Annotated in this window: 19 protein-coding genes and 1 pseudogene; 1 reads left to right on the top strand and 19 read right to left on the bottom strand. The window is 47.7% G+C overall.

What is annotated here, in order from left to right; translation table 11 throughout:
- Positions 1-76: 76 nt before the first annotated feature.
- Positions 77-1,060, top strand: a complete 984-nt coding sequence (locus KTH90_RS00350) for a helix-turn-helix transcriptional regulator (protein WP_050004277.1) — start codon at positions 77-79, stop codon at positions 1,058-1,060.
- Positions 1,061-1,120: 60 nt separating this feature from the next.
- Here KTH90_RS00350 and KTH90_RS00345 read toward each other — a convergent pair whose 3' ends face one another.
- The 19 genes and pseudogenes from KTH90_RS00345 to KTH90_RS00255 all read right to left on the bottom strand — a co-directional run bounded on the left by KTH90_RS00345 (position 1,121) and on the right by KTH90_RS00255 (position 16,944).
- Positions 1,121-1,474, bottom strand: a complete 354-nt coding sequence (locus KTH90_RS00345; protein ID WP_024724768.1) for a TnpV protein — start codon at positions 1,472-1,474, stop codon at positions 1,121-1,123.
- A gap of 26 nt (positions 1,475-1,500) precedes the next feature.
- Positions 1,501-3,381 (bottom strand): recombinase family protein, encoded by a 1,881-nt coding sequence (locus KTH90_RS00340; protein ID WP_238726040.1) that lies wholly within the window; start codon positions 3,379-3,381, stop codon positions 1,501-1,503.
- A 90-nt stretch (positions 3,382-3,471) separates the two neighbouring features.
- A pseudogene (locus tag KTH90_RS00335) lies at positions 3,472-4,428 on the bottom strand (type IV secretory system conjugative DNA transfer family protein); the annotation flags it as partial.
- On the bottom strand, positions 4,425-4,898 hold the full coding sequence (locus KTH90_RS00330) for a PcfB family protein (RefSeq protein ID WP_238726038.1): 474 nt from the start codon (positions 4,896-4,898) through the stop codon (positions 4,425-4,427). The pseudogene KTH90_RS00335 and the gene KTH90_RS00330, both read right to left, overlap by 4 nt.
- Before the next feature lie 36 nt (positions 4,899-4,934).
- Positions 4,935-5,879 carry a DUF6017 domain-containing protein gene (locus KTH90_RS00325; RefSeq protein WP_238726037.1) on the bottom strand — a complete coding sequence of 315 codons (945 nt, stop codon included), beginning with the start codon at positions 5,877-5,879 and terminating at the stop codon, positions 4,935-4,937.
- A 128-nt stretch (positions 5,880-6,007) separates the two neighbouring features.
- Positions 6,008-6,226: a hypothetical protein gene (locus KTH90_RS00320; RefSeq protein ID WP_238726036.1), complete on the bottom strand. Its 219-nt coding sequence runs from the start codon at positions 6,224-6,226 to the stop codon at positions 6,008-6,010.
- 369 nt (positions 6,227-6,595) lie between these two features.
- Positions 6,596-6,868 (bottom strand): hypothetical protein, encoded by a 273-nt coding sequence (locus KTH90_RS00315; protein ID WP_238726035.1) that lies wholly within the window; start codon positions 6,866-6,868, stop codon positions 6,596-6,598.
- 377 nt (positions 6,869-7,245) lie between these two features.
- Positions 7,246-8,451 carry a collagen-like domain-containing protein gene (locus KTH90_RS00310; RefSeq protein ID WP_238726034.1) on the bottom strand — a complete coding sequence of 402 codons (1,206 nt, stop codon included), beginning with the start codon at positions 8,449-8,451 and terminating at the stop codon, positions 7,246-7,248.
- Between the two features lie 12 nt (positions 8,452-8,463).
- Positions 8,464-10,401 carry a hypothetical protein gene (locus tag KTH90_RS00305; protein ID WP_238726033.1) on the bottom strand — a complete coding sequence of 646 codons (1,938 nt, stop codon included), beginning with the start codon at positions 10,399-10,401 and terminating at the stop codon, positions 8,464-8,466.
- A 121-nt stretch (positions 10,402-10,522) separates the two neighbouring features.
- Positions 10,523-10,885 (bottom strand): hypothetical protein, encoded by a 363-nt coding sequence (locus KTH90_RS00300; protein WP_238726032.1) that lies wholly within the window; start codon positions 10,883-10,885, stop codon positions 10,523-10,525.
- A gap of 50 nt (positions 10,886-10,935) precedes the next feature.
- Positions 10,936-13,866, bottom strand: a complete 2,931-nt coding sequence (locus KTH90_RS00295; RefSeq protein ID WP_238726031.1) for a ubiquinol-cytochrome C chaperone family protein — start codon at positions 13,864-13,866, stop codon at positions 10,936-10,938.
- Positions 13,867-13,881: 15 nt separating this feature from the next.
- Complete coding sequence (locus KTH90_RS00290) at positions 13,882-14,115, bottom strand: hypothetical protein (protein WP_238726030.1); 234 nt, start codon at positions 14,113-14,115, stop codon at positions 13,882-13,884.
- A gap of 137 nt (positions 14,116-14,252) precedes the next feature.
- Positions 14,253-14,699: a DUF6096 family protein gene (locus KTH90_RS00285; RefSeq protein ID WP_238726029.1), complete on the bottom strand. Its 447-nt coding sequence runs from the start codon at positions 14,697-14,699 to the stop codon at positions 14,253-14,255.
- Positions 14,700-14,717: 18 nt separating this feature from the next.
- Positions 14,718-15,143 carry a phage tail tube protein gene (locus tag KTH90_RS00280; RefSeq protein ID WP_238726028.1) on the bottom strand — a complete coding sequence of 142 codons (426 nt, stop codon included), beginning with the start codon at positions 15,141-15,143 and terminating at the stop codon, positions 14,718-14,720.
- A 17-nt stretch (positions 15,144-15,160) separates the two neighbouring features.
- Positions 15,161-15,520, bottom strand: a complete 360-nt coding sequence (locus KTH90_RS00275) for a hypothetical protein (protein WP_238726027.1) — start codon at positions 15,518-15,520, stop codon at positions 15,161-15,163.
- The gene (locus tag KTH90_RS00270) at positions 15,517-16,026 is read right to left on the bottom strand and encodes an HK97 gp10 family phage protein (RefSeq protein ID WP_238726026.1); all 510 of its coding nucleotides are present in this window, start codon (positions 16,024-16,026) and stop codon (positions 15,517-15,519) included. The genes KTH90_RS00275 and KTH90_RS00270 overlap by 4 nt, the downstream gene beginning before the upstream one ends.
- A complete protein-coding gene (locus KTH90_RS00265) occupies positions 16,023-16,400 on the bottom strand; it encodes a hypothetical protein (protein WP_238726025.1) in 378 nt (125 codons plus the stop codon). Before KTH90_RS00265 ends, KTH90_RS00270 begins: the two co-directional genes overlap by 4 nt.
- On the bottom strand, positions 16,384-16,701 hold the full coding sequence (locus tag KTH90_RS00260) for a phage head-tail connector protein (RefSeq protein WP_330655763.1): 318 nt from the start codon (positions 16,699-16,701) through the stop codon (positions 16,384-16,386). The genes KTH90_RS00265 and KTH90_RS00260 overlap by 17 nt, the downstream gene beginning before the upstream one ends.
- A complete protein-coding gene (locus tag KTH90_RS00255) occupies positions 16,702-16,944 on the bottom strand; it encodes a Rho termination factor N-terminal domain-containing protein (RefSeq protein ID WP_238726024.1) in 243 nt (80 codons plus the stop codon). It abuts the gene before it with no gap.
- Positions 16,945-16,948 lie beyond the last annotated feature (4 nt).

Genomic DNA, 16,948 nt, shown 5'->3' with positions numbered 1-16,948 from the left:
GCCTTTGCGACATTTTGGAGCATAAAAAAAGATACTGCGGATTATTCCGACTACATAAGAAACGGGGGTGAGCAGGATGCAGACCGATTCTACACAGGCCGCGCACGAATTAGGGGATGCTTCTTTTTATCTGCATGATTATCATTTTCGACAGGATAATCATAATGGAATCTGCACCTTGCAGCCGCAAAACAGACAAGGCTATGGAAATATCTATCAGGTTCAACCGACAGATGGATTATTCCTGTCAACCGGAAGCTGGATACCATACGCCTCAATGGAACGCAAATATGAGATCAATCAAAAGCTGGTGAAAATTTATTATTTGGAATCCGGCGGTGTTACCCTGATCCAGAATGGGCGGAAAGCCCAACCTATCACAGAGGGAATCCACCTTTATCTAAATAAGCCGTCACAGGGGCGAGTATTATATCAACCCAATATACCAATCAGCTATGCGTCAGTTTTGCTGTTTGAAGATTACATAGAGAAAAATCTGCAAGACCGTTTTACCCCGGACGATTTTGACTATGCAGAGGTTTATGATTGGAAAGCTTTTGATTATAATACCCCGGAAATTGGAACCCTGTTTTTGCAGATACGGGATAAACTGATTGCTGGCGAAACCTCCCGTCTTTACTACGAAAGCAAAGTAGGTGAACTGCTTTCTATTGTGGCAGGCAACTTTCATAAACAGCGACAGGAGATAGCATCTAAACACCAGTCTCTTTCCAAACAAGAGAAAAAGGCGCTGGAATCTGTACGTCTGGCTATTGAACAGAATATTTTAAACCCACCAGAACTCTCGCAGCTTTGCAAAATAGCAGCAATGGGGCAGACCAAACTTCGAGAATCATTCAAAGCCATGTATGGTGTTCCTATTGGGGCTTATATCCGACAGGCAAAAATGCGGTATGCGCTTTTATTGATGTCAAAACCGAATTTGACAATCGGCAATATTGCAGAGCATTTGGGCTATGCCAATGCAAGTAAATTTGCGGCCACTTTCCGTAAAGTTTATGGAAAATCCCCAGAAGAATATAGGAATCAAAAAAGATGAAGTCAGTCTATTTACACTAACTTCGTCTTTTTGATTATATTGTAATTTATTGTTAGGGAATCAGTCGTTAATCAATTCTGCTAATATGATTTCTTCTGCCTGCGCTTTCAGCGTGTTCATCAGCCCCATCCAGCGCATAGGGTCACAGGCTTTCAGTTCCTCCGTGACACCCGCAACTTCCATCATGTGAGGCAACATGGTTTCCACACGCCCCTGTGCTGTCCGCTCAATCTCTAACAGGTGTGGATACAGCTTCTCGCTCATCAGCAGATGGTTGTAGAGAATGGGGCGATGTTCCTTTAGGTAGGATTTTCGCATTCTGCCGTACTTGCCGATAGAAGTTTCCGGCTGTTCAGAAAGTTTTAGGTTGGGTATATCATAATCTCCACAACGAATGTAAGTCAACTTACTCATATTCATTCTCCTTTGCTTCGTGATGATTAGACTGCTGCGCTGGCTGCTATGCTGCCTTTGCGTGGTTCTTCTTTCGGCAGCTGTCCGACAGTAGAAAAAACGCCTTTTTTCATATCCTCAGCCCGGATCAGGGCTTTCTTAGCGTCCATTTCCGCTTTTTTCTTCGCCTTGATTTTGTCCTCATACTGTTTCTGTGCGCCGCTGGCTTTCCGCTTCAAATAATTCTGATGAAGCCTGTCCTTGCGTTCTTCTTTTTTCTGCAGTTCTTCCTGTTCCTCCGGGGTTAAAGGAACCGGCTGTAAGGATGGTGGGATATAGCGTCCTAAAAAATTGAAGTAGATTTCAATTTCCTGCGTGGTGTCCTGGCTGCCTTTTCGGGCGCGTTCGTGGACAAGGATTTTCTCTACAAACTCGTTGAGCATGGTGTTTGTCAGCGTGTCAAAATTCTCATACTTATCAATCAGGGCTATAAATTTCTCTGCGGATTTCTGGCTCTGCTCATAGCCGGTAACAGCCTTTTCCAGCTCCGCAATTTCAATCTCAAGTGCGTCCTGCTCTTTGGCATACTGTGCATCAAGCGCCCTATATCGCGCATCCGACAGCTTGCCGAGGGCATTGTCCTCATAGATTTTGCAAATCAGTTTTTCCAGTTCTCCGGCTCTCTTTTGAGCAGCGGCCAGACGCCTGCGCTTTTTCGCTATATCGGCACTCTGTTGGGCAACCTGCGTCTCCTGAACGGTGTGAATAAATTCCGTCCGGTCATTTTTGGAATATTCAGCGATGGCCCGGAGCGTGTCGGAAACCAATGTCAGAACAGCACTCTCATTGATACGGTGTTGTGTATGGCATAGTGTCCCACACGGAACTTTGGTATAATTGGAACAGGTATATTGAGAAACCCGCTTGCCATTGTTGGTGCGGTGGACATACATCTTGCCGCCGCAATCGGCACAATAGAGCAAGCCTGTGAGGGGAGCCGCTTCGCCCCAGCCGTTTGGATAACGCCGTACATTGCTGCGGATTTTCTGCGCCAAATCAAAGGTCTGCTGGTCGATAATGGCTTCATGGGTATTCTCAAAGATCGTCCATTCGTCCTCAGAAACATAGTGGCTTTTCTTGTCCTTAAAGTGCTTGCGGGTCTTGAAATTGATGGTATGCCCTAAATACTCTCGTTTTTTCAAAATGTTCACGATGGTAGATGATCCCCATCCATAGGGGTCTTTGACCGGCTTTGAACGGTTCACACCTTCGTTGAAGCGGGCAAGGTGTACGACAGGAATTTCAATCCGGTCTGCGGATAATTTGCAGGCGATCTGATAAGGCCCATATCCCTCCAGCGTGAGGGAGAAGATACGGCGTACCACTTCGGCGGCTTCCTCATCTACCAGCCAATGCTCCCGTTTTTCGTCCCATAAGTAGCCGTAAATCACAGTGCCGGTCAGGTGCTTGCCACTCATGCCTTTTGACTTAAACACAGAGCGGATTTTCCGGCTGGTATCACGGGCGTAAAATTCATTCATAATGTTGCGGAACGGGGTAAAATCGTCATCACCTTTCAGACTGTCCACACCGTCATTGATCGCAATCAGCCGAACTCCGCGCTGCCGCAAAACCTCCATAACTTGACCGACCTTCAGATAGTCGCGTCCTAACCGGCTCATGTCCTTGATGACGATTGCCTCTACACGCCCTGCCTCCACTTCCTCCATCATCGCCAAAAATCCGGGGCGGTCAAAACGAGTGCCTGAGATACCATCATCGGTAAAGTGCGTAGGGTTGGGCAGCCCATTCCGGCGGGCAAAATCCTCTAACATCTGCTTTTGGTTGGATATGGAATTGCTCTCGCCCTGTAACTCATCGTCCCGGCTCAGGCGCTCGTACAGTGGGGTAATTTTTTCATTTCTCATGGCTGTACCTCCTGAAACAAAAATGCTCTAAGTGATTGCTTCACTAACCATGACAAAATCATGATTAAGAAGTCACTTAGAGCATATATCACCCGCCGCTAATTTATATTTTCGGTACTGCTTCACCGCGAAATGGTCGGGGTCGCATTCCTCCAAGTCGGCAAACAGCAAATCGACGGGGCTTTGATATTCCTCGTCGTCCTCGCGGGCTTCGCTGGCGTTGATAAGTTCCAACAGGGTAATAAAGTTCTTTTCCGCTGCGAGGGCTTCGTACCAGATGTAGCCCACCAACGCGCAATACAAAAGCCGTTCTGCCTTTACCCAAAAATCCTCCGCGCTTTTTTCGCCCTCACCTTTGGTATTCGCTATCAACGTATTTACCAGCTTCAAAATATCTTTCTCGCTGCGGATATACACAAAGGGGTTGTAGTGCATGGATTTTTTGAAGTTAATCGTATTCAATACCTTAATGCGGTAGCCTGCCCGTTGCAGCAGCTTCCCGCACTCAATCAAAACCGTACCTTTCGGGTCTGTCAAGACGTAAGAGGAATGAAGCTGCATTAAATTAGGCTTGACGAAAAACCTTGTTTTTCCGCTGCCGCTGCCGCCGATCACGACGACGTTTTTATTCCTCGCGTACTTCGGCTGCTTCGGGCGGCTGTTCATGGTAAGCCGTTCCGTCTGCGTCAAAATGATGTTGTTTTGAAAATCCGGGTCTATGTAGGGCTTTATATCTTCGGCGTTTCCCCATCGGGCAGAGCCGTACTCCGCGCCCTTGCGGTATTTCTTTGCGTTTTTCCCTTTGACGTAGACAATCAAGCGGATAATTACCGCGCCTACAATGCCGACAAGCAAATCCAGCGGGTAAACGCTCGGCAAGGCGTTTTCAAAGGCTGCGGAAAATCCCTGTGTGATATTCAGTATCTTTGCGGAAATATCCGCGCCGGGGGCAAGCCGCACCGCCTGTCCGACTTTATCAAAGAGATAGACAAAGAACACATAAGGGATATTCGGGATTATCAGCTTTTTGTAGTTTAACTGCTTCATATCTCGCGCCCCCTGTCCATTTTCTTTACCTTGTCGCGGGCGGCGTTAAGCTGTTTCGCCTTGTCCTTTGCAGCGGCAAGGGCTTTGCGGATAGAGGGCTTTTTCTCCCTGTTCAGCTTCTTTGCGGAAAACTCTTGAAACGCTGCGGTCATAACGTCCGCGTCCCGGCCTTTGAAAAAAACAAGGTAACGGGTCTGTTCACCCTTAACCTTTTTCAGCGAAAAATCTATGTTGTATTTCTTCGCCGTACTCTCAAAGGCTTTAATATTGCTGTCGGTGATCTCGATGTTGGAAACGCCCGCGTTCTGCTTCATAAGCTGGCGCATGGTCTGTTTCCCATGCGCGGGCTTGCTTTTCTGCTCCAAAAACTTTCGGATTGCTTTCTGCAACGCCTGTTCGGTAAGCCGCGCCGCGCCTTTTCCCACCTTGACGTATAGGGCAATCGTTTTTTGGGTTACTTCCTCCTGCAAGGTATCAACTCCTTTCCCGGTAAAGTGCGGCTATGCTCATTCGCCGCCGTAAAAATCGTGATTGACAAGGGCGGTATAGTAGCTGTCAATGGTACTCGGCGCGTTGAACAGCACCGCTTTTAGGTACTGCTTGATGTTGCGCACCTTGGTTGTGTTTTCCTTCATGCAATCCAAAATAAACTCAATATGGCTGCTGTTCAGTTTCATAAACTTGGATTTCACCAGTTCGGCGGGGTAGTCGTCCCCGGCGATACGGATTGTCTTTCGGGCTGTGCAGACGGTTTCCAGCATGAGGTCAACAATCTCATTTAGGCGGTCTGCGTCGATTTTGTAGTTTTGAATGAGATGGTCGTATTCGATATTGTCCTTGATAATTTCCCTGTAAATCTCTACTGCGCTATTGCTTTTCGCTTCCGTTCTTTTCCTTTCCGGCGGCGTAGCCGCTTCGTCCTGCTCAAAGGGCAAGGGGTTTGGGGAATGGAATGGAAAGGAATGGGTACTTGATAAATCAGTAATTGATTTTTCTTTACTTGATATATCTTTATTTAATTGCGTTGGATTTTCCAACGTAGGTTTTTCCTGCGTAGGTTTTTCCAACGTTGGATTATCCAATGTTGGATTTTCCAATGTAGGTAAATCCAATATAGGCGGCTGTTCGCCGCTGGTAGCTGCTTCCGGCTCTCGCGGCTGCGGCTGCTCGTATATGACGTAATCCGCGCCCCGCAAGCGTCCCTTTTCGTCGCGTTCCCGGCTGCGCACGATATATCCGGCTTTTTCGAGTTCCTTTACCGCTTCGCGGATTGCGTCGATCTTCTCCCGGTTGATATGGGATAATCCCGCAAGGGTATAATCCCAATCCTCCGGCAAAGACAGCATTTGCGACAACAAGCCCTTTGCCTTTAAGGACAATTCCTTGTTGCGCAAGTGGTGGTTGCTCATAACGGTATATCCCGTATTTCGCTCCACTCTGAAAACTGCCATATTTCCTCACTTCCTCTCTTGGTCTGCGTGGACAATTAGAAAGCCGTTTTCGGCGGTTTTGGTATTGCAATATGCCCTTTGCCGTTTTCGCGTCTGCAAAGCCGCATGGCACAAGGGCTTTTGCCCGTCTATTTGTCCATGCTGGCGGGCGTTTTCCGCGTCCTTTTGCCGGGGCAGTAAGGACACTCTTTGAAAACGCAAAACTCATACTTCCACCCGGGGCGGTAAAAACGGCAAGTGCCGCAATCTTCATCACCTCCGGCACAGCCGGATTGATAGCGGTCAAATCCCGGCTTTTGCTGCATGAGCAGTTCAAACGCCCGCTGCTTGCCCTTTGTGAAATACATTCCGGCTGCACCTCCTTTCCTGCGGGCATAAAAAACGCCACAACTTCTTTGAAGCTGCGGCGGCATATCCTACTAAAAACGCCATATCAAGGCTTGTCCAACCTTGCTACGGCGTTTTAGGTGTAATCATAGGGGCTGTTTAATTGTCTTTAAGATAGTGGAAAGCCGCATGGTTACGGCATTTTCCGTGTTGTGCATATATTGACGGAGCAGTTGCACCGGTTGCTCCCGTCGCTCCTTTGGCTCCGGTTGCTCCCTTAATATTGCCGGCATACACCCACTTGGCTGCGCTAGCAGATCCAGCTACCGTACATCTATATACATAACCGGTTGATGTATTCAGGTAGTAGTCACCGATTAGCGCCGATGTCACGCCCGATCCCGAAAAGATCGTTGCCGTAGTTGATGTACCAGTGATCCCGGTCCCAGAATACCACTGACTCCCGCGCTGGCCAGTATCTCCTTTAGCGCCAGTTGGCCCGGTAGCTCCGCTTTGCCCAGATGGGCCAGTGGGACCTTGTGGACCGGTAGCCCCAGTATCTCCTTTAGCTCCTTGCGGTCCAGTATCCCCCGTTGGGCCGGTTTGGCCTTGCGCCCCGGTTGGCCCTTTAATGCTGCCGCCATATACCCATTTTGCCACACTGGCCGCGCCAGATACCGTGCATCTATATACATAACCGGTTGATGTATTTAAGTAGTAGTCCCCAACTAAAGCCGACGTCACTCCTGATCCCGAAAAAACCGTTGCTGTTGAAGACGTGCCCGTGATCCCGGTCCCAGAATACCACTGACTCCCGCGCTGGCCTGTGTCTCCTTTCGGGCCGGTCGATCCAGTAGCTCCGTTCTGGCCGGCGGGGCCAGTTGCACCAGCGGGTCCGGTAGCCCCGGTATCCCCCTTTAGCCCCTGTGGTCCGGTGGCACCGGTCGCTCCTTTCGGGCCTTGTGCGCCCGTATCTCCTTTGTCGCCCTTCGGGCCTTGAGGCCCCAGAAAATTGCCTACATATGCTCTCGGCATATCATCATCCTCCTATTTGCATGTATATGTCGCCATTAGTCTCCGTCTCAAACACCGGAGCAGTATCGCCGGAATAATAACACCACAGATCACCGTTCCCGCTCTCGTCTCCCGCAAAAACGAAAGCTCCGGTCGTCTCCGTCACAACACCACTTGCTCCCATAGGGCCTTGCAGTCCAATATCTCCCTTGTCACCCTTTGGGCCTTGTGGCCCCTGTGGACCAGTATCTCCTTTTGGACCTATTGGCCCCTGTGCGCCTGTCACTCCCTGCAGTCCTGTAGCACCTGTATCCCCTTTTTGGCCCTGCGCTCCGGTTGCTCCGGTTGCACCGCGCGGCCCTTCTGGTCCTTGAGGTCCCATCGGACCATCTACACCATCCGCCCCATCTTTTCCAGCAGGTCCCTGCGGGCCAGTTGCTCCTTTTGGTCCAGTTGGGCCTTGGGACCCGTTTTCACCTTTTAGCCCGGTGGGGCCAGTATCGCCTTTCGGGCCTTGTGGGCCAATGGCCCCGGTGGCACCCCGCGGACCTTCCGGGCCTTGAGGCCCCATCGGTCCGGCGGCTCCATCCACTCCGTTTTCACCAGCTGGTCCTTGCGGACCAGTAGCTCCCTTTGGACCAGTTGGACCTTGGGATCCGTTTTCGCCTTTTGGCCCTATCGCCCCAGTATCCCCTTTCGGTCCCTGCGCTCCGGTTGCTCCGGTTGCGCCCCGCTGTCCTTCCGGACCTTGAGGCCCCATTGGTCCGGCTGTACCATCTACGCCGTTTATTCCAGACGGGCCTTGCGCTCCAGTTTTCCCGGTTGCACCTGCCGGCCCCTGCGGACCATTAAACTCGCCAGCCGCCCATCGGGCTTCCAGATCATCCGCCACCGATAACGCATGTGTGGCCGCGGAATTGGCCGCCGACGCACCACTTCTCGCCGCTTCCGCCTGTGCATTCGCATTACTGGCTGCAGTATTGGCTATCACAATTACCGCATTTATACCTTCTGTGAGCTGTCGGACTATATCATCCGTTATTGTCCCGAATTGCTCCAGCATATCCTCGTACGTAGCCATACGTTTCGTTTTTCCGGCAGAAAAGCATATATACACTGATTTACCATCCTGGCAATGCGGATCCTGCGCCAATACCACTGCCCACTCACCCGGCTTAAGCTTGTTTGGGTCAAAGTCTGTATAATTTCCACGTCTTACACATATAGCCATTTACATCACCTCCTATGCTATGACCAGATAAGATATTGTTACTGATGCCGGATCAGTCAGCTGATTAAGGAGCGACCCATCAGGCCCGGTCCGCTGCTCCAAACTAAATGAATTACAACGACACATTATTTTAAATGTCCCGTTCTCCTGATTTGTGGAAGTATCAAGGGCTAAACTGCTTAAGACATCGTTATATTCTTCACGCGGAACCATCCCCGCAAACTGTACAGTGACCTTAAAATTCTTCCCTTTAAAGGCACCAGGGAGCTGTATGTCGCTGCTCCACTTGCCGTTGAACGTACCGCTAAAAGTATAAGTCCCGCTGTGCATCAGATAGTGATAGTCCGTGTCTCCAGACGAGTCGTGATGCTGCATTCCGACGGGTCCCATCATTGTATATGATCCATCAGTATGCATAGATTTTACACCTGACGCGTCAATAACTGTGCCCTCCCTCCCGGTACTATTGTATACCTTCATCACACCATTTCCATTGTTCGCCCCACCAAGAGATAGTGTTCCGCCACGCGCCCAATCAAAATTAATACCCACTGCGGACAGAACATTAACCACCGCATTACCACTGCTATCTATACCGGCACTCCAGGTTTTTCCACCATCGGTACTTACTGCAAACGCATCAGCAGTCATTTTCCAGATTGTCTTTGATTCGGACAGTACCGGTTTATTGTGCATGTAGTAAACTGTGCTGCCATCCTCCATAATCTCTTCTGACTTATATACCCCAAAGCTTTGTGTCATGAGGCTGGTAAGCTGCTGGACAGCCAGGTCATAATTGCTGATCTGTTTTTGTGCTTCCTGCCGAGCCTTGATCAGTGTCTTTGTTTCTGCCGTGGACCGGGAGCTTCGTTTTGCGCTGGGTGTCTCCGCATCACAAGTGATCGTCTGCTGGCTGCCGATGGTATATGCGACATTGGTCAACACTGTCTTGTAGCTGTTTCCCTTCCGATCTGACACATATCCAACGTCACCTGCCTCGATTGTTGGATCTGACAGGCATGATACAGTGAGCGGCCTAAATTGATTGCCCCCTATCTTGGCATACAGATATTGCGCTACTGCCTGGCTCTGACCCGCCTGTATGAGAGGATTATCCTTGATGGACAGTATGTACCCCTCTTCTCCAACCAGATACGCAGCTCCTTCCTCGGTATCCTCCGTCACCTTTATTCCTGTTATGATCACATCGTCAGTACCTATGCTCTGCGAAAAAAGCTTATAAATATGATGATACCGTGCCAAGGCATCAAAAGTACCACCATCATAATTGTCCCCGGTGACGTACACATTTGGGTCCAGGTTGTCAAATTCCCCGCCGGCAGCATTGTCGCCGGTTTGATACTGGGCCGAAGTGTAGTTGTCAAAACGCCCTCCGTCCAGGTGATCCTCTCCCTCAAAAGCATCAAAATCATACCATCGCAGTTCGAGGGCGCCGTCCACGTTTATCCGGGCAAAGCATCCAGCTATCTGGGCAGCATATGAGATCATCTCCCTGTATGTCATAGACTCATCGTCAGGCCGGACCGGTACTGTATAGCTATCGTTGTCGAACCGGCTGCTTGCCAATGACACCGCGCACCGGCTGCAGGCATCCCGGACTATCTCGCCCAGGGTGGCTGGATAGGACAGAGTGCTATCGCTGTATAGGCGGTCAAACTTATGCATGTTGTCCAATGCAGTTACGGCAATAGTAGACCCCTTCGATACCGGATCGTCAATGGTGTACGTGCCCTTGCGGATCCACTCCTTTGTGGTCTCGGATATGATTACACCAACATACACCTGCAGTACCGCCCCATCAAAATCATATTGATCAAATTTACTATCATAATTATTTAGGCTACAGGAAAGCTTGTTGATAATAGCGCTTCCGATATCAAAGCTATCGCTTCCTGATGTAGCATCATCGAATCTTATTGTTCCGGCCAAAAAGTCGCTCCCAGATAAATTGACTGACTCACCCGATTTAAAGGTAATCGTTCCTTTGATTAATACCTTTGTATTGTTCCTAATTTTCTCTTTAAACGCATTGCTTACATTTATCATCTGATCACCTCTCTATGATGTCGAAAGCAACGGAAGAATATCGCTTCTTGTTTACCGTCCACATTTTAAATGGCGCCGTTCTATCTCCGCAATAAAACTCCCGTGTCTCACTCCCACCAGTAAGCACATCAGGATATATAACCATAAAATATTCTGGATTAAAAGCCTGTAAAATAAGTGCTGCCTTCTGTGGATCCGGGTTATTCCATGATAATGAAAGCTTTCTCTTCTGCGATGTTCTATTTTTGTACATCGTGTCATTGTCATCTTGCACACGCCCAGCATCATCTGCAGATACATCCTGCAGACCCCACGTCATACCGGAAGGGTCCGGCAGTTCTATTCCATCAACGACCAACATCGCCATAATTATTCCTCCCATAAAAATGGATGCCCGTTTCCAGGCATCCCTCACAATCATACAGTCGAAGCAACAATGTTAAATCTCCGATCCGCCTTTTTTTGCCCCTTCCGGGCCATCTTGTATATTACTTCCGAATCCACCATAAATGTAAATTCTACTGTTACGCCTCCGCCTTCGGATCCTTGATTGTTTGCAATAGCCGCTGAAACAGCCTCATACACCGCTGGCCCTACACTATCTGCAATGGCCTGTGTTATCTGTGCATTATTCGCTACAGCATTTCGATTCCCGATACGTCCAACCATTTCGGGGCCGCTTTCCCTGGCGACAAACATTTCACCGGCATCAGGGAACCCACCTTTTGCATACCAATCAATATCGAAACTTGGAGTAGAAAAACTCAATTTCCCAATTTTATGCTCATTCCAGGTTGCAGAAATATGCGGAAGTGGAATATGCACCGAGGAAAAGCCCTTAGCAAAGGAATCAATGGCATTTTTTCCTATATCCCAAAGGTTTCCGATTCCATTTTTTATTGTACTTGGGATAGACTCAGCAACCTTTTTAATAAGGTCTTTATTGTTTTCCATCCCACTTTTAAAACCTTCAATTGCCCCCTTACCTTTTTCCACAAGCCATTTTTTTGCATCGCCCAAAGTAGTTTTGATGTTTCCTGGGAGATCTTTAAACCAGGTTACAATCTCTTTATTAGTATCAGAAATACCTTTTAAAAGACCCTGGATAATATAGATCCCCTGGGTCTCCATGACTGTTGATGGACTGTTTATCCCGAAAGCCTTTTTAAATGCGCCTATTATGGGATCAAAAACGTTTACTTTTAGCCATTGGTCAAATGATGCCAAAGCGTCATTAATTCCCTTGAAGATCCCTTTAACCCAGTTGCCACCGCATTCCTCTATCCGCTCTCCGAAGTAGTCTCCGACGGAGGAAAATGCATCCATGATAAGCTCTCCCAGGAATGCTGCCAATCCTCCCAATGCTGCGCCGAGAAGTTCAAAAACTTTCTTGACTACTCCGCTCCAATCGATTCCGGAAACAAATTCTTCAACGCTGTCTGCCACCAAGCCCCAATCTATATTTTCTAATGCTTCGATTCCAACATCTAAGAGTCCCTTTACACCAGTTGATAACGTCTCTCCGGCCTTAGACCAATCCACCGTGGAGAGTGTTCCGTTTATGCTATCCGCAATAGACCGACCCAATTTTTTCCAGTCAAATTCTGTCACAAGTGTATGGGCTGCATCGATTATCGTATTGATTCCCTGTCCTAATGTTTGTCCGACTAAGCTCCAGTCTGTTTCATTTAGAAATCCATTGAGAGATCCCACTATCCCAGATACCAGGTTCTTTACCGTTTCACGAATCAGACTCCAGTCTATGCCTTTCATGGCGCCGTTCAATCCACGTCCAAGACTCTGCCCAAAAGATGTCCACTCAAAATTTTCCGCAAATGTATTTACGAACCCAAAGGCTGTATTTAGTCCCTGGGAAAGTGTATTTCCCAAAAGCTGCCAGTCTACTGCCACCATGAATCCGTTTAAGAACGTTGCTGTACTCTTAGCAATTTTATCAAGAGTAGATCGAATTTTATCCCAGGGTATTGATGCAAGAGCAGCATTCAGCTTCTCCCCAACCATCCTGCCTATATCCGTAAAATCCGCGTTCTTCCAAGCCTCTTTGATCATGTCCGCTATGCTTTTGACGCGACTGTTTATTTCTACGTCTTCAAACATATCGGACGGCGACAACTCTCCGCCCGCAGAATCATTATCATCCTTGCCATTCATTTTATTGATCTGATCAAACCCGAGAAGCGTACGCTGCAGCTTCTTATTAGCTTCATCGGCTTTTTTGGCACTTTTTGTATTCGAATCCAGGCTGGCGGCAAAATCCTGATTGACTTTCTTTGCTTTAGTAAATGATTTTTGACCGGTTAAAGAAGCAAAAAGCATACCGATTGCAGATACCGCCTGGGAGATCTTCTGTATCAAAGCATTCAGCAAAGGGGCCACCGCATTCAGGATCGGTGCAAAGGCCGTCGCCAGGCTGTTCTTAAGCTGCGTGAGACTGGACATAAGCATTGATAGGCTCTTGTTGGTCTCGCCACTATACTGGGCGAGATTTTGCATTCCTTCTTTTGCCCCGTTCAGCGCCCCGCGAATAAGGAAGCTGGCAAACATAAATTTCGCGCTTATTGCCAAAGTGCGGAACATTCCAGATAATCCACGACCAGATCCATGCATATCATTCATGGATTTTTTAGCCCGGTTAAGGTGCGGGATACCGGTTTTAAACTTTTGAATGAGTGCTGCAAATGCTCCCCCAGCCTTTTTTATTACACCTGTGACCTTGCCGAATACTGAACTCATTCCGCTGAAAGCTTTAGAAATAGAAGAGCCGACACCCTTGAATCCAGAAAACTGCAGGTCTTTTCCCGTGCCTTCTATGCGATACATCTTCGCTTTATAGCTCTCAACGCGCCTTTCCGCCAGAGCTATTTCACCTTGAAGCTTTTTCCATTCGTCTGAATTACGACGTACCCCAGAGGCTGCCATATCTCTCTGCTTTTCTTTCAGCCTGTCAACAGCTTTAGAAGCACGATCGATATCGTTCTGAACCTGGCGGTATTCATCCGTATATTCTTTGATTCCAGCGTTTACCTGCAGTGATTTTATCCCGCTGCTGATATTATTCCTCAACGCGTTTCCGAGTCCTTCCGGAGCAAACCCCGCCTTTTCCCGGTACGATGATACTGCCTTCCTGATCTGGTTTTGCATATTGCGGATCTTTTGCAGCATCTTATTATCTCCGAGATCTGACATAGAGCTTTTAACTTTTTTCATCTGCTCGCTGACAGATTCGGATAATTTCTGTGTCTCACTCTTAGCGTCTTTCAATGCCTTTTTATAGGGATTGGCTGTACCTTCTATTACCACCTGCAGCTTTTCTAAAGTTTCTCCCATGTTCCACCTCCTCTCTCACTCGCCGGAACGACGATGGTTGAATTCTTCCACAAAACCTTTGCGTCTTTCTTTGTACGACTCTAATTCTGCATTATGTAAAGCATTCACGTGTTCTGCTTTTTCTTTTGCAAATAATTCCGGATAGTAATCCCACGGTAGTGGCGCTTCGGCTTTATCGTCAAGCATCATTCCCATATATCTCCAAATGACTTCTGCTAATACGAACTCACCTGATACGCGCTGCTTCATCCTTCTGATTTCCATACGGCGCTGTCTGTGTATCAGATCCATTACCTCATATGGCGATAACTCCCAGAATGCGTTTGGTTCAATACCGCAGTCAAGTGCTTCATCGTACCAATCCGAGATACTGTCATAGCCGTACTTTAGATCAATTCGTCCATATCTTTCAGGCTTTCCAGCATCGCTGCCGCCTGCTTTTCCGTAAAAAAACCGGATACCGCCAAAGTAGGCATCAAAATACCGGTGAATAAAAGCATTTGGTTTCCACCGTCTTCTATCCACCGGTCATAAAGTTTTTGCACATCCGCATAGGATTTTCCGTGTTCCCACGGTGCCATAGCCGCCTGCAGGATCGTGAGCATGATTGATAAGGGCGGGATATTGTCCTCGCTGACCAAAGTAAGCATATTCGTTCTGTATTTATTTTCAAGTTTTCCGATCATTGCTGTGGTTAGTTTCAATTTATATTCTCGTTCACCAATCTTCCAATAATGAAACGGGCGCCGTTTGGTTTTTGCTTCTTCATAGGATACAACGTTCTCCTCTTTTTCCTGGATAACTTCTTCATCCAAGCCCTGTAATTTTCCCATAATTTATGTACTCCCCTCTTAATTTGTAGGTGCTGTCGGATCTGTGTATTTAAGGTCACTCTGTACCGCCATGGATAATTCAAATTCAATAACCGCATTGACCCCGCCGCCGGTTCTTTTCACGGACACCTCGGCATCGTACTCGGTGATTGTACCGTCTTTGAGAGTTTCCTGGAATGTTAAAACCTTTCCGGCTTCTTGCGCCTGCCGCATAACCCGGTATGGGCAATCTGCTTTTGTATTGTCATACTTAAATTTGTATGTCATTTCCCCTAGATCTCCGATTCCGTTCTCATACTGCTTGTTATTATCCGTAAGACAGGTATTTTCCACCTTCTCAGGCTCTACACCTAAATCTGGTAATTCCTTAAGGCCGGGGAGAACTGTAAAGTCTCCAGCGGCTCCTTTTTCTTTGTATCCTAACTTTGCTCCATTCGCTAACATATGCTATTTCTCCTCTCTTAGTTAGGCCAGTATACTTCATCTGACTCTAAGTCTATAATCGCTTCATATCGCATTACTTTATGCTTTAACCCGGACGGATCCGGTGCATCCTGGCAGAGAGTACGCACAAGTCCCAGCGCCGCCAATGCTTCATCCACTTTCAGTGCTGCATCCGATGTAGATCTGCTATGCCACACATCCACCCGGCACCTGATATAAGACTTGCACTCTCCCTTACTGGTATGCTCATATACTTTGTTATCTTCTTCGGTATACTGGACCGCCGGGAGTTCAGCCCAATCCTTCGGGTACTGATCAGTAACATTCGAAAAAATCGCCGCCAGTGCATTAAAAATTTGGTCCTTTACATTTTTCATATTTGCTTCCTGATCTCCTTCCTTAATATTTTGGATATTTCGCTTACTATTCCTTCTTCGTTATCCTTGAGAGCCGGATATAAGTACGGCTGTGCCGGCTGCCCTGCACATTGATAGAACCTCCCACTGGATGTGTCAATATAAAACCAGTGATATTGTTCTGCGGTCTCTTTGTCTATCTGACTTTCATGTATCCACCACGGGGATTGTGTATAAGCTACTGCTATATCAAGAGATATTCCTTCATGATTTTCCTGACCTCTTGGGCCGGTTCCCAGTTCCACATACACACCGTGTTCCACCGCCGGCCAACAGAATCCCCGTACAATATCGTCCCGATCCTCTACATCTGTCATGATCTTCTCGCGCAACTCTCCGTCATGTACGGGGCAGCCACTTTTAGCCGCCTCTTGCACAATCATAATTCCTGTTTTCACAGCAGGCGTCAAATCAATCTTAGATAAATGATCGAATTTCTTATCCAGATCCAGCTTTCCGTTGATCATTTTCGCTTTTCCGCCTCCAATCGCAAAAAGGAGTATGGTTTCGCGGATATGATTTTATAGTCCGGCTCCTCGCTTGCGGATACGTACAGGCATAAACCATCAGACTCCATGATATCCAATCCAGACGGATAAACATAATGTACTTGACCGTCTCGATCCGTTGTTATTACATACTTTCCATTAATCCGAACATTACGGATGTAAGAAAGGCGGTCTCCGTACATCTCTGCCTGTATTTTACCTGCCGCCGGCCACATTTCCCCGGAAAAAGAAACGGCAGCACCATACACTTCGTATGTGCCGCCCTCTTTGTCCTTTTTCGTCGATTTCACCTTATGATAATATGTTTTAAGTCTGTTACGTTTTAGCTTCATGGGTTTTCCCTCCGACTCTTGCCAACCGATATCTGTTTAGCACATCATAAATATGCCTCGGGGCTGTGTCAAAGCTGTAGGTTTCTCCCCCTTCACTCCGGGCTGTTTCCCCCTCTGTTCCCGTTCTATTCAATGCGATCACAGCCAAGTCTCGAACAGTTTTTTCTAGTTGAACAATCATGTGCGTCCGGTTGGTATAAGACAGGACAAAATCCTCCGCTTCCTGCAGTACGGTCATAAGGTCCTTTTCCGACTCACCCGTCAGATTTTTCAGTATTCCCAAATTAACATTCGAATACACTTAGACCACATCCTTTAAAACGGCGAGAAGCTCCTCTTTATTGAGGCTTGAATATCCCTCAAGCCCATTTTCTTTTGCCATCGCTTTTAGATCTGCGATATTCATGGAGGATATGTCCTTTGTCTGACTTACACCTGTTTCCTCCTTATGCTCGCCCAATTCTATAAATCCGGCAGCCCGAAGTTTCGTAGCTTGTGCTTCACTCTCAACCACACGCTCTACGTTCCTGTTGATCATTCTCATAAGT

Source organism: Diplocloster modestus, from assembly GCF_019042245.1.
GTDB classification, from domain to species: domain Bacteria; phylum Bacillota; class Clostridia; order Lachnospirales; family Lachnospiraceae; genus Diplocloster; species Diplocloster modestus.
Note: the sequence above shows the minus strand (reverse complement) of the source record. Positions and strands in the feature narration are given on the sequence as shown.

Bases quoted from the DNA above. Each gene is read 5' to 3' on its own strand.
- KTH90_RS00350 (WP_050004277.1), top strand. From the start codon at position 77: ATGCAGACCGATTCTACACAGGCCGCGCACGAATTAGGGGATGCTTCT.
- KTH90_RS00345 (WP_024724768.1), bottom strand. From the start codon at position 1,474: ATGAGTAAGTTGACTTACATTCGTTGTGGAGATTATGATATACCCAAC.
- KTH90_RS00340 (WP_238726040.1), bottom strand. From the start codon at position 3,381: ATGAGAAATGAAAAAATTACCCCACTGTACGAGCGCCTGAGCCGGGAC.
- KTH90_RS00325 (WP_238726037.1), bottom strand. From the start codon at position 5,879: ATGGCAGTTTTCAGAGTGGAGCGAAATACGGGATATACCGTTATGAGC.
- KTH90_RS00320 (WP_238726036.1), bottom strand. From the start codon at position 6,226: ATGTATTTCACAAAGGGCAAGCAGCGGGCGTTTGAACTGCTCATGCAG.
- KTH90_RS00310 (WP_238726034.1), bottom strand. From the start codon at position 8,451: ATGGCTATATGTGTAAGACGTGGAAATTATACAGACTTTGACCCAAAC.
- KTH90_RS00300 (WP_238726032.1), bottom strand. From the start codon at position 10,885: ATGGCGATGTTGGTCGTTGATGGAATAGAACTGCCGGACCCTTCCGGT.
- KTH90_RS00295 (WP_238726031.1), bottom strand. From the start codon at position 13,866: ATGGGAGAAACTTTAGAAAAGCTGCAGGTGGTAATAGAAGGTACAGCC.
- KTH90_RS00290 (WP_238726030.1), bottom strand. From the start codon at position 14,115: ATGAAGCAGCGCGTATCAGGTGAGTTCGTATTAGCAGAAGTCATTTGG.
- KTH90_RS00285 (WP_238726029.1), bottom strand. From the start codon at position 14,699: ATGGGAAAATTACAGGGCTTGGATGAAGAAGTTATCCAGGAAAAAGAG.
- KTH90_RS00280 (WP_238726028.1), bottom strand. From the start codon at position 15,143: ATGTTAGCGAATGGAGCAAAGTTAGGATACAAAGAAAAAGGAGCCGCT.
- KTH90_RS00275 (WP_238726027.1), bottom strand. From the start codon at position 15,520: ATGAAAAATGTAAAGGACCAAATTTTTAATGCACTGGCGGCGATTTTT.
- KTH90_RS00270 (WP_238726026.1), bottom strand. From the start codon at position 16,026: ATGATCAACGGAAAGCTGGATCTGGATAAGAAATTCGATCATTTATCT.
- KTH90_RS00265 (WP_238726025.1), bottom strand. From the start codon at position 16,400: ATGAAGCTAAAACGTAACAGACTTAAAACATATTATCATAAGGTGAAA.
- KTH90_RS00255 (WP_238726024.1), bottom strand. From the start codon at position 16,944: ATGAGAATGATCAACAGGAACGTAGAGCGTGTGGTTGAGAGTGAAGCA.